Origin of the sequence: Streptomyces olivochromogenes (genome assembly GCF_001514115.1) — a bacterium.
GTDB classification, from domain to species: Bacteria; Actinomycetota; Actinomycetes; order Streptomycetales; family Streptomycetaceae; genus Streptomyces; species Streptomyces olivochromogenes.
Map to the genome: position 1 here is coordinate 14,347 of NZ_KQ948498.1, position 17,543 is coordinate 31,889.

The 17,543-nt window shown below is 68.4% G+C and carries 15 protein-coding genes and 1 pseudogene; 8 read left to right on the plus strand and 8 right to left on the minus strand.

The genetic code is table 11. The features are described 5' to 3' along the window. Positions 1-52: 52 nt before the first annotated feature. On the minus strand, positions 53-1,321 hold the full coding sequence (locus AQJ27_RS50170) for an NADH:flavin oxidoreductase/NADH oxidase family protein (RefSeq protein ID WP_067385593.1): 1,269 nt from the start codon (positions 1,319-1,321) through the stop codon (positions 53-55). A gap of 392 nt (positions 1,322-1,713) precedes the next feature. Here AQJ27_RS50170 and AQJ27_RS50175 point away from each other — a divergent pair, with 392 nt between their 5' ends. From AQJ27_RS50175 to AQJ27_RS50190, 4 genes are all read left to right on the plus strand, one after another. Continuing rightward, positions 1,714-3,297, plus strand: coding sequence for a succinic semialdehyde dehydrogenase (locus tag AQJ27_RS50175; protein ID WP_079065930.1), 1,584 nt, complete (start codon positions 1,714-1,716; stop codon positions 3,295-3,297). A gap of 76 nt (positions 3,298-3,373) precedes the next feature. Then, positions 3,374-4,303, plus strand: coding sequence for an NAD-dependent epimerase/dehydratase family protein (locus AQJ27_RS50180; RefSeq protein ID WP_067385595.1), 930 nt, complete (start codon positions 3,374-3,376; stop codon positions 4,301-4,303). Positions 4,304-4,700: 397 nt separating this feature from the next. Next, positions 4,701-5,201 (plus strand): hypothetical protein, encoded by a 501-nt coding sequence (locus AQJ27_RS50185; RefSeq protein WP_067385597.1) that lies wholly within the window; start codon positions 4,701-4,703, stop codon positions 5,199-5,201. Then, the gene (locus tag AQJ27_RS50190) at positions 5,198-6,118 is read left to right on the plus strand and encodes an MsnO8 family LLM class oxidoreductase (protein ID WP_067385599.1); all 921 of its coding nucleotides are present in this window, start codon (positions 5,198-5,200) and stop codon (positions 6,116-6,118) included. The genes AQJ27_RS50185 and AQJ27_RS50190 overlap by 4 nt, the downstream gene beginning before the upstream one ends. Positions 6,119-6,209: 91 nt before the next feature. Here the strand turns inward: AQJ27_RS50190 and AQJ27_RS50195 are convergent, their stop codons facing one another. Continuing rightward, positions 6,210-6,953 carry a TetR/AcrR family transcriptional regulator gene (locus AQJ27_RS50195; protein WP_201264526.1) on the minus strand — a complete coding sequence of 248 codons (744 nt, stop codon included), beginning with the start codon at positions 6,951-6,953 and terminating at the stop codon, positions 6,210-6,212. A 66-nt stretch (positions 6,954-7,019) separates the two neighbouring features. Here AQJ27_RS50195 and AQJ27_RS50200 point away from each other — a divergent pair, with 66 nt between their 5' ends. Continuing rightward, on the plus strand, positions 7,020-7,457 hold the full coding sequence (locus AQJ27_RS50200) for a cupin domain-containing protein (RefSeq protein WP_096240607.1): 438 nt from the start codon (positions 7,020-7,022) through the stop codon (positions 7,455-7,457). A gap of 216 nt (positions 7,458-7,673) precedes the next feature. Further along, the gene (locus AQJ27_RS50205) at positions 7,674-8,678 is read left to right on the plus strand and encodes a hypothetical protein (protein WP_067385605.1); all 1,005 of its coding nucleotides are present in this window, start codon (positions 7,674-7,676) and stop codon (positions 8,676-8,678) included. Positions 8,679-9,153: 475 nt separating this feature from the next. On the opposite strand, the gene AQJ27_RS50210 is transcribed toward AQJ27_RS50205, so the two are convergent. Next, complete coding sequence (locus AQJ27_RS50210; RefSeq protein WP_159064661.1) at positions 9,154-9,864, minus strand: DUF6333 family protein; 711 nt, start codon at positions 9,862-9,864, stop codon at positions 9,154-9,156. Between the two features lie 207 nt (positions 9,865-10,071). On the opposite strand from AQJ27_RS50210, the gene AQJ27_RS50215 reads away from it, so the two are divergent. After that, complete coding sequence (locus AQJ27_RS50215; protein ID WP_067385608.1) at positions 10,072-12,351, plus strand: hypothetical protein; 2,280 nt, start codon at positions 10,072-10,074, stop codon at positions 12,349-12,351. A gap of 184 nt (positions 12,352-12,535) precedes the next feature. On the opposite strand, the gene AQJ27_RS50220 is transcribed toward AQJ27_RS50215, so the two are convergent. The 4 genes and pseudogenes from AQJ27_RS50220 to AQJ27_RS50235 form a co-directional block, all read right to left on the minus strand. Further along, positions 12,536-13,117, minus strand: coding sequence for a LysR substrate-binding domain-containing protein (locus AQJ27_RS50220; RefSeq protein WP_079065931.1), 582 nt, complete (start codon positions 13,115-13,117; stop codon positions 12,536-12,538). A gap of 722 nt (positions 13,118-13,839) precedes the next feature. After that, a pseudogene (locus tag AQJ27_RS50225) lies at positions 13,840-14,289 on the minus strand (response regulator transcription factor); the annotation flags it as partial. Positions 14,290-14,407: 118 nt separating this feature from the next. Then, on the minus strand, positions 14,408-14,794 hold the full coding sequence (locus AQJ27_RS50230; RefSeq protein ID WP_067385623.1) for a nuclear transport factor 2 family protein: 387 nt from the start codon (positions 14,792-14,794) through the stop codon (positions 14,408-14,410). A gap of 133 nt (positions 14,795-14,927) precedes the next feature. Further along, on the minus strand, positions 14,928-15,491 hold the full coding sequence (locus tag AQJ27_RS50235) for a hypothetical protein (RefSeq protein WP_067385613.1): 564 nt from the start codon (positions 15,489-15,491) through the stop codon (positions 14,928-14,930). 29 nt (positions 15,492-15,520) lie between these two features. Between AQJ27_RS50235 and AQJ27_RS50240 the strand changes: the two genes are divergently transcribed. Further along, positions 15,521-15,793: a hypothetical protein gene (locus tag AQJ27_RS50240; RefSeq protein WP_067385615.1), complete on the plus strand. Its 273-nt coding sequence runs from the start codon at positions 15,521-15,523 to the stop codon at positions 15,791-15,793. Here AQJ27_RS50240 and AQJ27_RS50245 read toward each other — a convergent pair. After that, the gene (locus AQJ27_RS50245; RefSeq protein WP_067385618.1) at positions 15,738-16,988 is read right to left on the minus strand and encodes an MFS transporter; all 1,251 of its coding nucleotides are present in this window, start codon (positions 16,986-16,988) and stop codon (positions 15,738-15,740) included. The genes AQJ27_RS50240 and AQJ27_RS50245 overlap by 56 nt on opposite strands. Between the last annotated feature and the right edge of the window lie 555 nt (positions 16,989-17,543).

Genomic DNA, 17,543 nt, shown 5'->3' on the forward strand with positions numbered 1-17,543 from the left:
TCAGCGGTGCGGGCGGCTCACCGCAGCGCGCGAGACGGGGAGAATGCTGCGCTCAGCTGGGTGCCAGCCGGGGGAGCAAGAGGTCCCGGGCGGTGGTGAGGAGAGCGATCGCGAGAGCGGTCGCGGGGCCGCGAGCGGGGCGAACGGCCTTACCACGGCCCATGCGGGCGATCTGCTGTTGGTGCCAGGCACTGTTGAGGAGGTCGTCGATGTTCTTGTGGCCGAGTGTCTTCGGCGTCACCAGGCTCTTCTCGGCGGTTCCGTCCAGGAGGCGCTTCGGCAGGTCCGGTTCGTAGGTGATGGGGCGCGCCAGTCCGACGACGTCGACCGCACCGCTGTCCAACGCGTCGTTCATGCCCTGCCGACTGCGGAATCCTCCCGTCAGCATGAGGGGCACCGACACTTCCTGGGAGAATTGCTCCGCGAACTCGAGGAAGAAGGCTTCCCGTTTACGGGTCGACTCCCGCTGCGACGCACCCGCGACCATGGCGGCGCTCTCGAACGTTCCGCCGGAGATCTCCAACAGGTCGATGCCCTCATGCTCCAGGGCCCGGGCGACGGCCAGGGAGTCCTCGGCGTCGAAGCCGCCGCGCTGAAAGTCGGCCGAATTGAGCTTGACCGCGATCAAGAACTGGTCGGAGGTCGCTGCCCGGACCTCGCGCACCGTCTCGATGAGCAGCCGCATTCGGTTCTCCAGCGAGCCGCCCCAGCGGTCGGTGCGCTGGTTGACCAGCGGCGACAGGAACTGGTTGAAGAGGTAGCCGTGTGCGGCGTGGATCTCTACACCGTGGAAGCCGGCATCGGCGGCGACCTTGGCGGTAAGGGCGAAGCGGCCGATGATCGCGGTGATCTCCGCGTCGGACAGGGCGCGTGGCGTCCGGAACAGCGCGCTGCCACCCACGGCGAGGGGCACCGCGGAGGAGCTGACGACGTCGTGGCGACGCCCGGGGAGCACGTTGCCTCGCATGGTCTGCCGCCCGGGGTGTGACAGCTGCAGGATGAACTTGGCGTCGGTGCCCTGGGTCACCGCGGCCCAACGACGCAGTTGCTCATGGTGTCGGCCGTCCTCGATGACCACGTTGCGCGGCGCTTCCAGCGCCGTGCCGTCGACCATGACGTTGCCGCTGATCAGCAACCCGGTCCCGGAGAGCGCCAGCGTGCGGTAGGCGGTGATGAGCTGATTGGTGGGTGCCCCACGACGGTCCGCGAGATGTTCGCTGGTCGCGGCCTTGGCAAGCCGGTTCGGCAGCGTGATGCCGCTGCGCAGGGCAAGCGGGTTGGCCAGCGCATTGCGCCCGCCTCCTGCTCGGTTCTCATTCATCCGACGTCCCACCTTCCTGGACTGTACGTTGTACATGCATGCTGTACAGGTGAACATGTACGGCGTACGAGTGTCAAGGCGGAGGGGTGACCCCCATGTCCGGCCGACGGCGCCCTTGGCCTGACATGGGTGCGCGGGGGTGTTGGGTCGATCGGGGTCTGCGGAGCGGCGGAGCTGCGGGTCGTACGGGTCGACGCCGCCGCGCGGGGCCTGCGTGGAGCCTCCGCTCGGCCGTTGAGCCTCGGTGTGAAGGCCTCGGTGCGAAGTGCCCTTCTTTGCTTGACGCCTGTACTTAGTACATGTTTTCCTATACATCGTCCATGTACATCGCATGGTGGGCTCTGTCGGTGGGAACGCCATGGCATGGATGGAATCCTGTTTGGAGGTGACCGATGAGACAGTCCTCGGAGAGTCGAAGGAGTACTTCCGCTGTCGGCGCGGGACGGCCGGACGCCCCGCTGGTCCGGAGGCTGACGGCAGGGGTCGCCGCCACCGGCGAACCGGTGGCCACGACCGCCCCGTTCACCGGCGACGCGCTCGCCGTTCTTCCCCAGTCCACGGCCACGGACGTCGCCGATGCCTTCGCCGCTGCGCGTGAGGCCCAGCGCAGGTGGGCCGCCCTGCCTGCGCGTCGCAGAGCCGAGCCCTTCCTGCGGCTCCACGACGTGATGCTGTCCCGCCGGAACGAGATCCTCGATCTGCTCCAGTGGGAGAACGGCAAGGCGCGCCACCACGCCTTCGAGGAACTGCTGGAAGCGGCGTCGTCGACTTTGTACGCCGCCCGACAGGCCCCGAAGGTCCTGCGGCCCCACCGCAGGCAGGGCGCCTTCCCCCTGCTCACCCGGGCGGTCGAGACACCTCACCCGAAGGGTGTCGTGGGCATCATCACGCCGTGGAACTACCCCCTGGCCCTGGGCATGGACGTGATCCCGGCCCTGCTGGCCGGCAACGCGGTGGTCCATAAACCCGACAACCAGACCGCGCTGTCCAGCCTCTGGCCCCGCGCTCTGCTCCAGGAGCTGGGCCTTCCCGCAGACCTGTGGCAGGTGGTGTTGGGCCGTTCGAACGTGGTGGGGGAGCCCATGATGGAGCACGCCGACTTCATCGGCTTCACCGGCTCCACAGCCGTCGGCCGCACCATCGCCGAACAGGCCGGTCGACGCCTGATCGGCTGCTCCCTCGAGCTCGGCGGCAAGAACCCGCTCCTGGTGCTGGCCGATGCCGACCTCGACCACACCGTGGACTCCGCCGTCCGAGCATGCTTCGCAAGCTCCGGACAACTGTGCGTCTCGGTCGAGCGCATCTACGTCCACACCTCGCTGTACGAGCAGTTCGTCACACGCTTCGGCGCACGTGTCCGGGCCATGAAGCTGGGAGCACAGCTGGACTTCACGGCCGACATGGGCTCACTCACCTCCCAAGGGCAGTTGGACCGGATCAGCACCCAGGTCGAGGAGGCCCGCGCCGCAGGTGCGACCGTCGTGGCGGGCGGCCGGCCACGCCCGGACCTCGGCCCCTACTTCTACGAGCCGACCGTGCTCACCGGTGTCACCCCTGAGGTGCCGCTGTGGCGGGACGAGACATTCGGGCCGGTGGTGTCCGTCTACCCGTTCGAGAACGAGGAGGAGGCGGTGCGCGCTGCCAACGACTCCGTCTACGGGCTCAATGCCAGCGTCTTCAGCCGCGACGTCCGCCGAGCCCGCCGACTCGCCGCCCGCATCGAAGCGGGCACCGTGAACATCAACGAGGGCTACGCCTCTGCCTACGCCTCCCAGGGCGCCCCGATGGGCGGCATGAAGGACTCCGGCCTCGGACGCCGCCACGGCCGGGCAGGCCTCCTCAAGTACACGGAACCCCAGAACGTGTCCAGTCAGCACGTGCTCGGCTTCGACCCTCCAGCCCGGATGAGCAAGGCCGGCTACGCCGAACTGCTCACCGCATCACTGCACACCCTCAAGACCCTGCGCATACGGTAGATCGCTTTCGGTAGTCACCGACTGTGCGGGATGCCCCCTGCCCATCGCATCACACCCCCCACCAAGAGAGACGATCATGAAGGTACTCATCACCGGCGCGACCGGCTACATAGGCCGGGCTGTAGCCCAGCGACTGCTCACTGCTGGGCACGACGTCACCGGCCTGGTCCGCAACGACCTCGGCGTACGCACACTGACCACGGCCGGCATCGAGCCCGTGCACGGTGCACTCGACGACGCGGACTCCCTCCGCGCCGCGGTGGAGGGCGCCGATGCCGTCATCGAGACCGCGAGCGCAGACCACGCCGCGTCCACGACCGCTCTGCTGAAGACCATCGCGGGGACCGGAAAGCGCTTCATCCGAACCAGCGGCACCGGCATCTACACCGACCTCGCCGGGGGAGAGCCCACCGACATCGTCCACACCGAGGACGACGGCTACACCCCCATTCCCCCACTGGCGCCCCGGTACAGCCTGGACGTCATGGTGCAGGAGGCCGCACAGGCCGGTGACCACACCATCGTGCTGCGCCCCACCATGATCTACGGCTACGGCGGCAGCGAACAGCTTCCCATGATGCTCCGCGCCTCTCTGCGCGACGGGGTGAGCCGCTACCTCGGCCGCGGCCTGAACCGGTACGGAAACGTCTATCTCGACGACCTGGCCGGCGCCTATCTTCTCGCGCTGGAACACGCGCCCGCCGGCAGCGTCTACAACCTCGCCACCGACGAGTGCGACTTCCGTCGCATCGCGGAGGGCATCGCGAAACTGTTCGGCTTCGGGAGTGCCGTGTCCGCCACCGAGGAGGAGTTCGCCCAGGCCCTCGGCCCCCTGCCCGCCGCCGGCCTCGGCAGCAACAGCCGGGTGGACTCGACCATGGCGCGCACCGAACTGGGGTGGGTGCCGAAGGGCCCGTCGCTGCTCGACGAACTCGTCCACGGTTCGTACCGCCGGATCTGGGGTCCCAAGGGCATCACCGTCACCCCGGGACAGCCGACCACGTGACCGAAGCACCCTGACACATCACGGCCGACCGCTGTGATCCCGAGCGGGGCACCGCGGCGCCTTCCGGCCCGGCACGAGAGGGGACCCCCACTCGTGCCGGGCACAGGGCGCCGTGCAGGGTGCATCGTGCGGCGGCATGGAAAGACCTGGCGGGTGGGCGAGTTGTTGCGGAGAGAGCGCTCAGGTGGCGGCGGTGCTGCCGGTGGGGGAGCGCGCAACAGCAGGCAGGGCCGACCGAGCACCACCACGTCGCGACGCGTCGAGCGGGACACGGGGCGACCGGTCGTGATGTGGCGCGCTGGGCAGTTGGCCCTGACGACGGCCGAGCACCCGGGGCTTGTCACTCACCTCTGCCTCACGCACAAGGCAACACCACCCCGACCAGGAGAGCCTCCTCATGTACGACGCCGACCCCGCACACACCGCCGCACTGCTGAAGCACTTCGCCGACCTCCGCGACGGCACCCACGGCGACGCAGTCTCCCGACAGGCCAAGGAAGAACTCTTCGTCGCCACGGTTGAGTTGCTCGACCCCTACGCCCGCCAGGCACTCGACGAGATCAACGCACACCTGCTCCTCGGCACCGGCGAGGTCATCGCCACCGGCGCCCGGAAATCCAAAGACGGCACAACGGCGGTATGGGCGCTGACCTGGCCCGAGCAGCGGGCCGTAGGTATCAACCCGATCACCCTCCACGCCTTCTACGGCGCCGGATTCCACCACCCGCACCTGCGCGGTGGCACCGTGGGCGACTGGCCACTGAACGCGTTCACACCCCCGCAGGCCGCCGCGGAACTCCCCACGCTGCGCGCCATCGCCTCGGCCGAGCTGCACAACCTCGTCTTCCAGCGCGACTACCGGATCATCCCGGCCACCACGCACGGGCAGGCCTCATGACCCTGCGCCTGTCGATACTCGACCAGTCCCCGATCCCGGCCGGCGGAGCGCCGGCCGAGGCGCTCATCGCTACCCTCCAGCTGGCCCGGAGCGCCGAGTGCTTCGGGTACCACCGCTTCTGGGTCGCCGAACACCACGGGGCCGCGGGTTTCGCCGGAACCGCCCCCGAGATCATGGTCGCCAGCCTGCTGGAGAACACCCGCCGACTGCGCATCGGCTCCGGCGGCGTGCTTCTGCCTCGCTACGAGCCACGTAAGGTCGCCGAAGTCTTCGGCGTCCTGGGGGCACTTCACCCGGGGCGCGTCGACCTCGGCATCGGCCGTGCGGGTGGCATCGCGCGGGACTTTCCGCGCAGGTTCGCCGAAGTCATCGATCTCCTCGGCAAGCCCTACCAGGGCTACACCCCGCCGACCGTCTGGCTGCTTGGTGCCGGCAGCGGATCCGCCCGGCTCGCCGGCGCCCTCGGAACCAGCTACGCCTTCGCTCACTTCCTGAGCCCACAGCTGAGCACTGCCGCACTGGACGCATTCCACGGCAGCAGTACGCTGCATGTCCCGACACAGAGCGCACTCGCGGTACGGGTGGTGGTGGCGGACACCGAAGCCAAGGCCCAAGAGCTGACCGCAGGCTTTCTGCTCTGGCGCAGTCGCAAAGACCTCGGCCACAACGAGCCGTTCCCCTCGCCCGCCACAGTGCGCAGCCACAGGTGGACCGCCGAGGAGGACGCGCGAGTCGGCCACAGCAGCCGACAGTTGGCGGCCGGGACCCCCCATCAGGTGAAGGCTGCACTCATCGGACTTGCCCGTGCCCACCAGGTCGACGAGATCATCGTCAATACGCTCACCCACGACCCGATCGACCGGCTGCGCTCGTACGAGCTATTGGCGGAGGCTTTCCAACTCGCCCCGAAAGCTTAGGTATGCGCTGCCGCCACGCCGACGCAGCCCCGTCGGGCCTCGGCGGCACAGTCCGGCAGCGTGCTGCGTGGCGCGTTGTTCGCTCCGCCCTTCAGGAAGCCGCTTCGGCCTCGGTGGCGATTCCGCTGACGCCGGTGATCAGCATGTCCAGGCCCAGGCTGTAGTAGGCGTCCGGGCTCGCACAGGCCGCCAGGGCGCCTGATGAGGCGATGATGTTGGGATAGCGACGCGGGGACAGTGCGCCGAGTGAGGCCGCCTTGACGCGGATGGCGTCCTCGTGGGCCTCGTCGTCTTCGCCGTGCCGCTGGCCGGGCTCGCATGTGACGAGGGTGACGACCGCTCCGAGGAGGTAGCTGCCGATCTCGGCAGCCTGCTCCGGCGAGAACCCGGCCTGCCTCAGGTGGGAGAGGGTGCGCTCGGCAATGTTCAGGCCGGCTTCCGAGGTGAGAATGCGAGAGGTCACCAGACCGGCCACCGCCGGGTGGGGTCGCAGGGCGGCCAGAAGCGCTTGCAGCACCGCACGCAGCTGCTGAGGCCAAGGCTCCGTGCTCACCGGCGGCAGGTCGACATCATTGAACAGCCGGTCGGCAATGCCGTCCAGGAGCTGATCCTTGTCCTTGAAGTGCCAGTACAGCGCCATCGGTGACACGCCGTGATCCTGCGCGAGACGGCGGATGGTGACCGCCTCCAGGCCCTCGGCGTCCGCCAGCGCCACGGCGCCGCCTGCGATGGCCTCGCGGCTGAGCCTCTCGCGCGTCCGCCCGTCGCTTCCACTCTTCTTCATGATTGACAACCATACTCTGTACATGCTCACCTGTACCTGTACGTCGACCATGTACGCCGTATAGTCGTGACGTGCCCAACCAGGGGACATCACCATCAATGCCGAGCAGGTGGACACATGACCGAGACGACTCAGCCGCGCACATCACCGCTGGCAGGTGAACTCATCGCGGAGGACTTCGACGGATGGAGTCCGCAGCTTCGACAGGAGTTCGTCGACAACGTCCACAACCACCAGGTCGGCTCCGTCCTGCTGTCGGAGACCGACGAAGTGAAGGTATGGAGCATTCGGCTGGCCCCCGGCGAACGAGTGCCTGCCCACCGGCATGTCCTCGACTACTTCTGGACCGCCCTCACCGACGGGTCCAGCGTGCAGCACACCGACGACGGTACGACCAGACGGGTCACCTACCGGTCGGGCGACACCCGCCACTTCACTTTTCCCGATGGCGAGTACATCCTGCACGATCTGCGGAACGACGGACCGACCGAGCTGGCCTTCATCACGGTGGAACACAAACGCCGACCCCACATCACTGGCCCATCGGCTCGGTGATCGAGATCATGTGAAATCAACTTCGCACGCTCTGGCAGGGCATGCTGGTTGGACAAGATCAAATCTCTGATCGACGCGGATCGGCAGGCTCTAGACGGAGAACTGGCCGTGGGAGCTCCTGCACGGTGTGGTTGTCACGCACGGGTGCCGCTCCCGTGGCCGCAAGCCTAAATGACGGGTGAGCGACCCGGGAAAACCCAGGCAAAGGAGCGGCACATGAAGTGGGGTCTGGCGGACGCGGCGGGACTGACCAACGAGGGAACTCAGTGCCGCAACCTCGCCTCCGACCAGCAGCAGGTCGCCGAACTCCTGGACGCCGCCGGACTCCCGGCCGACGGACGGTCGCTGGACGAGCTGCCGCCGATCGGGGACGGCATGGCCTCCATGGAACTGTGCGACTCGATCCGTGGGTTCCAGGAGGTCCAAGGGCTGATCGCCGACGCGCGGGTGGACATCGGCGGCGCGACGTGGCAGCGGCTGATCGAGCTGGTCGATCCAGGTGACGCACCGCCTGGCGGGGTGCCGGTGCTACTGGTCGTCTCCGACTTCGAGGTGCTCGAACTGCCGCAGAGTGCCAGTGGTCTGCCCTCGCTCACCTACACCGTCCGGGGGCCGGTCGCCTTCATCCAGGGCCCGGGAATCCGCGTGGAGCTGTCGGTGAACGGCCCGCTCAAGGTGTCCTGGGGCGATGCCTTCCCGCTCGCCTGCCAGGTGGCACCGGACATCAAGGCCCTGGAACGGGCCGTCGCCTCAGGCCTGGCCCGCAACATCGGCGGCGTGGCGCTGGACAACCTGTGCACCCGGATCAAAGCCGAGTCTCGTGCGGCAGTCGCCGGACTGTTCGCCGGGATCAGCCTCCGCGTCGGCGTCGACGGGACTCCCATCATCGGCGGCACCATCGGGGACGATCAGGAGTTCCAGACGATCGCCTTCGACGCCGCGGAGGGCGCCCTCATCTACACGGCTACCCGCCGCGTCCTCGTCCCGCAGGCCGTCACCGGTGGCGAGGCCCAGGTCAGCGGCGACATCCAGCTAGAGCTCAAGGTCATTGGCACGGGCGGGGACGAAGCCAGCATTGCCGCCGCCCTGGCGGTGGCGGTCGGTCTGGGCTTCGTCGTCCTCGCCCCTGTAGCCGAGTGGGCTGTCTCCAGCGCTGCCGCCGGCCTCGGGCAGGGCGTCCGGGAAATCCTCGTTCGGCTGGGCGCGCTGGCGTTCGAGTGAGGCTTGATCGCACATCTGAGCCTCATATCTTCGCTCTGGGCGCTGCCGGACCAGTTGCCGCGCCCCTTCTAGCTCGTTGGTACGGCTCTGCTGGACATGTGGCGCGGACAGGTCTCGAACTTGCGCTTGAGCTTCGCAGCCACCACCTAGATGGCCAGGTACCACCCGAACTGGCGGTGGCAGCATGGGTGTTGCGCAAGACACTCTCGCCAGTACCGACGCTGAGCTGCGACAAGTGGCCCCAAGTCGCCTCACGCCACACCTTCGGCCCCGGAGAAGGCCCGGTGGTTGGTAAGCCGCCGTGTGGCCCGCCCCGTTGACCAGTTTCTCGCCCGCGGCAACAGAGGTGGCCACCTCCTTGGGTGGACCATGGCAGCTGTGGTCGGCGGACTTCGCCGAGCCCGTGGACGACGGTGCTCCGGCCGGGCTCTGCCCTCAGTCGCAAGACCGCTGGCGCTGGCGTCAGGGGCGCCGGCTATGGAAACCAGACCTCGCAGATGCTGTCCTCGCCCTCCTCGCTCCGGTCGACAACGAACGCCGACTCGAAGCGCTCCTCATCCGCGTAGACGGACAGGGCACCGCCGGTGAGCATATGAAGGAAGCCGTCGTAGTCGAAGAACCCTTCGTCACTGATGTCGTATCCCTCACCCAACCGCTCGAGGGCGATCCCCGCAGCGGCCAGAGTGGCACGCGGGTCGCCGGTGATCTCCAAGTCGTCGAAGCCCTCGACCATCAGATCCGGGGTACCGGGCACAGCCACAAGGATCTTCGTGTACGAGGCGCCGAAGTCGCGTTCGCAGAGAGCGACGATCCGGGCATCCGGATGCTTCTTCCTCTGTGCCTGGAACTCGTTCTCCAAAGCACTGGTCAGTACTCCGTCTTCGACAAGCGCCGGGTCGCTGATCTTCACCGTGGAGCCCCATACGGCCGCGCGTACGCCGTCCAGCTCTTCGCGGCTGGTCGGGCTTCCCGGATGTTCCAGCCGGGACGGTGCGTACTCACCACGGATCACCGAGACGGTCGACAGGGACAGCACCGCAGCCCTGGCCGCCGCCGGGTCGTGGGCGATGGCAGACGGCCGCTCGTTCGGCTGGAGCGGGGCGGCGAAGGGGGGATGGACGATGACCAGATGCGCGTGCCCGCTGTGACGGGGATTCACCTGCGTTCCGGGGGATACGGGACTCATGCCGCCGAGCGTATGCCGCAGCCCACGATCCGGATGTAACGGTCCTGTGGAGAAGGGGAGTTGACCCGGTCGTCGAACCGTGTATCGGCTACGGCCGGTACACATGTGTGCCTAGCGTGAGGTCCGTTCGTCGGCGCCACATTGACCACGGGGGCCCCTGGCGCCACGAACACCCCATGCCCTACTGGGCCCCCACGGGGACATCACGTGCCAAAACCCATACGCATCCGGCGGTTGCGTGCGCTGCGCCGGTCGGCCGTCGCACTCGCGTGCGCCTCGGTCATGGCCCTCACCGGGCTTGCCGGAAGCACCTTAGCGACCGCTGCACCGAAGCCGCTGGACCCGGGCAAGCGCTGTGACGAGTTGTACGGCCTGCCCAGCAGCACCAGCCCGACCGTTGACCTGCCGGAGTTCGACGCGTCCCGCGCGAAGTCCCAGTGGGACGAATACGAGTACGTCAACCCAGCCAAGGAGTGGGACGGCCTCGGGCCGCCGTCCGCCACCAAGGAAGCCGCACTGTCCAAGCTGACCAAGGCCCCGGCGACTCAGCCTGACCGGGTCTGGTGGAGGTGGCTCCAACAGAAGGACAAGTACCCCAAGTTCGAGGACTACCGGGACGCGAAGTTCATCACGAACTCCGGGAACGACCCCCGTGGCAAGGCCTTCGAGCGGAAGGTGATCAAGGATCACGGGCTGGTCGGACCGGACTGGATCTGCCAGAAGGAGGTCGAGTTCAAGGACCCCGACACCGGCAAGACCTACCGGCGCAAGCTCGACGCCTACAACACGCGGACGAATCAGATCCTGGAGATCAAGTCCAACGGTAGCCCGGACCGCAGAGAAATTCCCAAGGACCTGGCATGGGCCAAGGACCCCAACTGGAAGGACAGCCGGGCCAAGTTCGTCTTCGCCGAGCCTCAGAAGGCCGACGCGAAGAAGTTCCTGGGAGACATGCGCCAGATCGCCGGGGACCGGGTCACCGAGTACAACTACCGCTCCGACCGTGTGGAGCTCGCTCCCAAGGGCGGACAGCGTGCCACGAGCGGTCTGTTGGAGCCCCCGGGCCAGTCCGGCAGCACCCGCGGCGGCGCCACCGACCTGATCCGCGAGTCGCGGCCTACCCCGAAGGACATGGCGGAATACCTTAACCGCAGGAACGTCGCCAACCCGGGTGGTCTGCCCCGTGGCCCCGGCGGCGTCGACTTCTCCACCCTGGACCTGAAGTACATCGGCAAACCGGTCAAGGGCAAGGGCGTCGACTTCGCGTTCGACGCGAACGAAGACCCCACCGAGAACTCCGGATGGGGCGGCAAAGCCAAGGCCCAGCTCATCTCGGACGCGTTCTTCACCTGGCTCGCCCTGAGCCCCGACAAGTTCTGGGTCAACCTCAACCCTGACGAGCCGGACCGCGTCATGGACGCCAAGTTCGGCAAGACCGACGCCGGACGCGTGCTCCTGGAAGCCGACCTCCAGATGAAGCACGACTTCTACAAGGCCATGGACCCCGATACCGACCTCGGCAAACGCTATTGGGCGGCCCTGCCCAAGCAGAACGGCTACCCGTGCATGCCCGGCCTGCGCAACTGGATCGAGCCGAAGACCGCGCAGGTCCGCGAGCAGGACGGCGGCATCTACATCCTTGACACCCCGCTGCGCCTGAAGTCGACCGCGCAGACCACGATCACCCCCGGCCCCGGCACGCCGATCTGCACCCCGAACGAGGCCGAGACCAAGGCGGCACAGCGCGTCATCGACCAGATGATCGTCCCCGTGGTGGAGAAGACCATCAACACCGCACCCCAGTACGCCGACCTGCGGCGCGTCTACACCGCCCGCGTCGCGGCCGAGTACATCCGCCAGCAGGACGCCAAGACGCCCAGCGACTACCACAAGATCATCAACAGTGGTGACGTCTCCCGCTGGCCCCTGCGCGCGCCCAATCAGAACTGGACCCGCGAGGCTCTGTTCAACAAGTACCGGTACATCTACACCCACGGTGAGTTCGAGTACAAGATTCCTGCGAACGGCAGTGTTCAGGTCTACCTCGTGGGCGGCGTCGACATGTCCAAGCAGCCCAAGCACAACGTCAGCAAGGCGCGCTTCACCGCTCAGCACCGCTACCTGCCCCGACAGGCGCAGACCAGTGTGAAGACCCTCACCGACAACACCGAGATGACGGGACAGGTCCTCCTCGGCGCAAACACCGCTGCCGACGACACCGGCACCTCCACGCCCACACCCACGCCAACCCCGACACCGACGCACACGGGCAAGCCGACCCCCGCCCCGACCCACAGTGGTGGAGGCGGCGGAAGCACGCACACCCCGGCACCCGCCACGCCCGCACCCAGCGAGCCCGGCGGTGACCTCGCGCACACCGGTAACGACTCCCCGATCGGCCTGATCTCGGGTATCGCCGCTGCCCTTGCCGTGGCCGGCGGGGCGCTCGTGTGGTGGATGCGCCGCCGCAAGACCGCCCAGGAGTAGCCTCCCTGCGGATGAACACCCATGATGGGGCCGGTACGCGCAACCCGCGTACCGGCCCCGTCATTTTCCGCAGCCCTGGGGGATGCCGGGAACAGGTGAGTCCCGCCGCCACCGAATGTGCCGGTGCCCGAGGAAGAGACCGCGGCGTTCCGTTGCCAACGATGATCGCCGATGACCATGTCGGTCAGTCCGGCTTCGTGCCGCCGGTGGTAATGCCGCGGTGTGGCGTCTCGGGTGCTTGTGGGACTTCGGGCGGGAGGCAGGCTGATGTGTCGCGCAGCTCGCGGATGATGCCGATGAACGCGGTGACGGCGGGGTTGGCGTTGTCGCGGCGCCAGACGATGCGGTGGTCGGCGTAGGGGCTTGGGTCGGTGAAAGGGCGGTAGACGATTCCCGCGAAGGGCCTTGCTGCCGCTGCGCTGATGATGGTGAGTCCGATGGCCGAGCCGGTGAGCACCAGGGGGAGGAGCCGGTCGAGGCTGGAGATCTCACGGTGGATGGTCGCCGTGGCGCCGCGGGACTCGAGCTGGCTGACGAAGTGATCGTGCAGCCAGGGGTTGACCTCGCGCTCGACGATGACCAGGGGTTGGTGGGACAGCTGGACGGGGTCGATCGTGTCCGAGGCCGCGAGGGGATGACCGGCGGCGAGTGCGACCACGAGCGGTTCGCGGGCCACCAGCAGTGAGGCCAGCTCGGGTGGGTGCTGGGCGGTCCAGCAGAAGGCGAGGAGAGGAGTGGCGTTGATGGTGGTGGCCAGGGCGGCGATCTCGGCCCCGTGTCGGGGACGTCGACGCGTTCGCGGGGGTCGGTCGCGGTGACCGAGGCGGTACGGGCGCGGATGGCCTCGACCGGGCGGAGGACGAGCCGGGTGGCGGTGTAGGCGACCGCGGCGATCAGGACGAGACCGGCGGTCCCGGCGCGCGGCAGCGGGCCGTCGGTTGTCGTGACGACCGCCTCGGCGGCCTGCGGGGCCAGGACGACGTAGACCCGCAGCTTGGCGTCGTCGGCGACGCCCAGAGCGGCGGCCTTGGCGTGGCCGAGTTCGCGGGCGTTGACGTCCGCGGTCATTGCGGGGAAGGTCCGGCCTGCCAGGTCGTCACTTCCGTAGACGGTGTCGTGCCGCGCGGGCATGTGGATGGTACGGATGTTCCACTCGGGCCGCCCGGCTGCCGGCGGGGCGGGCAGCACGTGTCGGGTGCCGGAGTCGAAGCCGTCCATGACGAAGCTGTGGGCAACTGACGAGCGTCGTCCGGTGGCGACGATCTCGTAGGGCAGGGCGCTTCTGTCGTCAGGAGCGGCCCCTCCTCCAACTGGCCGACAAGACCCGAGAGTTGCTCCTGGGCCTGCACGGTGGTGGTGTCCATGCTCTGGCGGTACACGTTGCGGCGCACCCACCAGCCGATGCCGACCAGGACGACGGCGGCGGCCGAGGCGGCGGCCAGGGCCGAGCGGGCCCGTATCGAACGTGGCCACCAACGGCGGTGCGGCTCAGGCACGTTCACGGTCGTCGACCAGCCGGTAGCCGACGCCCCGCACCGTCTGAAGGGACCGCCGGTCGAACGCGGCGTCCACCTTCTTGCGGAGAGCGCTGATGCGCACCTCCACCAGGTTGGGATCCCCTGCCTCGTCGGGCCACGCGTGATGCAGCAGGTCCGTTTTCGAGACCGCCTGTTCCGCCCGGCGAGCCAGCAGTTCCAGCACCGCGAACTCGCGGGGCGTGAGGTCTACTCGGGTGCCGGCCCGGCGGCAGACGCGGGTGGCGACATCCACGGAGAGGTCGCCCACGGCAAGGACGGGCGGTGCGGTCGTGGGAGCCCGCCGCACCAGGGCGCGCAGCCGCGCGACGAGCACCACATAGGAGAAGGGTTTGGCCAGGTAGTCGTCGGCCCCAGTGTCCAGGGCTTCGGCCTGATCCCATTCGCCGTCCTTCGCGGTGAGCGCGTGAGTGTGGAACAACTCGTGTCGCCGGGGCGCGTATTACGGTCTACGTCCGCAACTACGCCGCCTGCCTGCCCTGCTCAACGCCCTGCAACGGTTGAAAGGCAATAGGACGAGCTCACGACTGCGGCATCGAGTCCACCCATTTGGCGCGCCAGGCGGGCGGAGTGAACGGATCCGCGAAGTACTGGGTCTCGTGGGCGACCTTGCCGTCGTGGAATTCCATAATGCTAATAGTGGATGCCGGTTTCCCGTCGTAGTCGATCACATATTCGGTGATCCAAAGATCCCCACTACCGAGAATCCGGCGGACGGTGAACGTGAGCTTGGCCGGGTGGTGTGAGCGCAGCGCCTGTAGATTGCGGCGGCCGTGGATGCGCTCACCCGACTGGGGATAGTCAGTGATGACGTCGTCGTGATAGATCTCGTGCTCGGCGTCTTGGTCCCCGGCAGCGGACGCTGCCCAGTGCCGGTCCAGCGCCGCTCGAGTCTCCTGGTCTCCCACCGCGTTCCCTCCGATCACAGAAGTATCGGACGAGATCCATCCAGGCCGTGTCCTCATTGTCCCCCCGGACTCTGCCCCGGGCCAGCCGCAGCGGGCACTGTGCCAGGGCGATCGGCGAAAGGATCACGCCGGATCACGTTGAGGAAACTCCATCTGCTGGCCCTGTGCCCTGGCGGCGGTGCTCGGCGGAGCCCGCTCCTTCGCGCAGATCGCCCGGTACACGGCGGACGCCGATCCGGAGGTCCGCGCCGGACTGACTCGACCTCGCCCGCGACATGCCCAACGCTTCCACGCTCGGGCAACGGCCGGCCCGCATCGACGGCGCCGTGCTGGGCGACGCCGTCGGCACCTGTCTGGCCTGCCACGCCGCCGCTCCCGTCGAGAAGGAGGAAGTTCTGGTCGGGCCGGCGGTGGTCGGCGAGGCGGTGCGCGGCTCGCGCACCGGCAGCAAAACGGCGGTCCACCTGCTGGCTGTCGCCCTGCACGGCAGCCAGACCGTCATCGCCCAGCGCCAGGTGGCGGCCAAAAGCAACGAGATCCCGGCGTTCACCCAGCCGTCGACCCGCTTCGACCTGCGCGGCGCGGTCGTCATCGCCGACACGATGCACGTCCAGCGCGAGACCGCGAAAAGCATCATCGCCGTCGGCGGCACTACCTGCTGGTCGTCAAGGGCAACCAGAAGCAGCCGCGCCGACAACTGCGCCGCCTGCCCTGCCCTGGCAGGAGATGCCACCGCTGAACCGCACCCGCACGACCGGGGTCGGCCTCGAACGGCAGGCCGAACTCGCCCAGGGCCACTGGTTCGTGGAAGCGCTGCACCACGTACGCGAGGTGACCTACACCCAGCACGCCTCCAGGAGCCGCACCGGCAGCGCGACCCGGGCCATGGCCACCGTGCCCAGCCTCGCGATCGGCCTCATGCGCCAGGCCGACGGGACCAACATCACCTCCGCAACTGGTCACTACCGGTCGACGACGTCTGCCTGGATGCCGTGGTAACCGCGGTGAGGGCGTGACGGTTGGCCCAGGTCAGGGCTGCGGTTGCGGCCAGGGCGAGGAAGGGGACGGTGAAGCCGGCTCGTGTGCCGCCTGGACCGTCGACGAGTCGGCCGACCGTGGCGGCAGAGATGGCGATGCCCGCCGCGCTCGCGGAGTTCGTCCAGGTGAAGGCCTGGGTCAGGACCGACCGGTCCATGACCGACTCGACAAGCGTCGAGGAGGCGATGATGCAGGGAGCGACGCCTGCACCGGGGAGCAGGAGGGCAAGGCCGAGCTGCCAGGGGGAGTTGGCCAGGAGCGGCAGCAGCGAAGCGCAGGCCAGAAAGGTCAGGATCAGGGGCAACTGGGCCGCGGGCGCGGTGTGCCGACGGTGTCGCCCGTAGGCCAGACCGGCCAGCAGGCTTGCCGCGCTCATCAGTCCGTACAGGAATCCGGCTGCCGCGGCGGCGTGGTGAACGCCGGCGAAGGCGCTCACCGAGACCTGCATCGAGCCGAAGAAGACGCCCAGGGCCAGGTTGACCGCCAGTAGGGTCGCGAAGTTCCGGGTCAACAGAGGTCCTGGGCCCCGGGCGGTTGTACGATCCCGGGCGGGCGCCGGGGCAGTACGACGCAGCGCCGCGAAGGCCAGTCCGGCGCCGACGACGAGCGCCCCCGCCAGCACCGTACCCGCGGCCGGGTGCACCTGGGTCGCTGTCAGCACCGCGAGGGTGGGACCGAGGAGGAAGGCGACTTCGTTGCTGATCGTCTCGAGTGCGAAGGCCGGGGTGAGTTCGGCCCTGCCGTGCAGCAAGGCCGACCAGCGGGCCGCGGAGAGCGCACCGAACTGCGGGATGGTCGCGCCGGCGGCGAGGCCGGCCGCCATCAGCGGGACCGGGGGCGCCCCCGTCAAGGTCAGCGCGACGAGAGCGGCGATCGCTCCGGCGTGAGCGCACAGGAGGGGGACGAGGACGCGCGGCTGTCCGAAACGGTCCATGAGACGGGCCGTCTGCGGGCCCACCAGGGTCTCCGCCACGGCGAACGAACCGCTGACCAGGCCGGCCGCGCCGAAGGATCCGGTCTCGGCATGGACCAGCCAGACGATGCCGAGGCCGGCCATAGCCACCCCGAGCCGGGCAGGAGCCGCGGCCAGGAAGAAGGCCGTCGCGCCGGGGGTCTGCAGGGCTGAACGGTAGGAGACGGTTTCCGTCCGAGCCAATACGGTATGGCGAAATCCCCGTACGCTACGGCGGAAATCCGGTGCGGTACGACGAAACCAGTGCCGCGGTGTCACGGTGAACCTTCCGCTGCGCGGTGGGACGGTCCGGGACAACCGCACCCGTCGTGGGCACCGTGCCCGCCGCCAGGAGTCGTCCATGATGACGTCGACGGGGCGGAATCGAATTCCACGTCGGCATCGGCTCCAGCGCCGGCAGAAACGTTGGGTGTTGAGATCGAGGAATCGAGATCGAAGAGGGGATCGGGCGGAAAAGGACACTAGCGGCGACGGGGGGCGAAGAGAAGACCGCCCCGGAGAAGCAGGTTGGCTCGTTCGGCGCAGCGGTCTCCGGTTCGGCAGTCGCCCGCGCGGCAGTCGCGGACGGTTGGCCCTCCGGTTCAGTTCAGGGCGTCAGGACGCTCTCTCGTGCAGCGGCTCATCGCAACACGTCGTCGACTGCTCGGGCGAGGGCCGGCCTGGCCTGGCCTGCCGGCCGAGCAGTTCGCCTGCCCACTCCTGTCTCGCGAAGATCGTCGTGCGACCCAGGCAATGGGC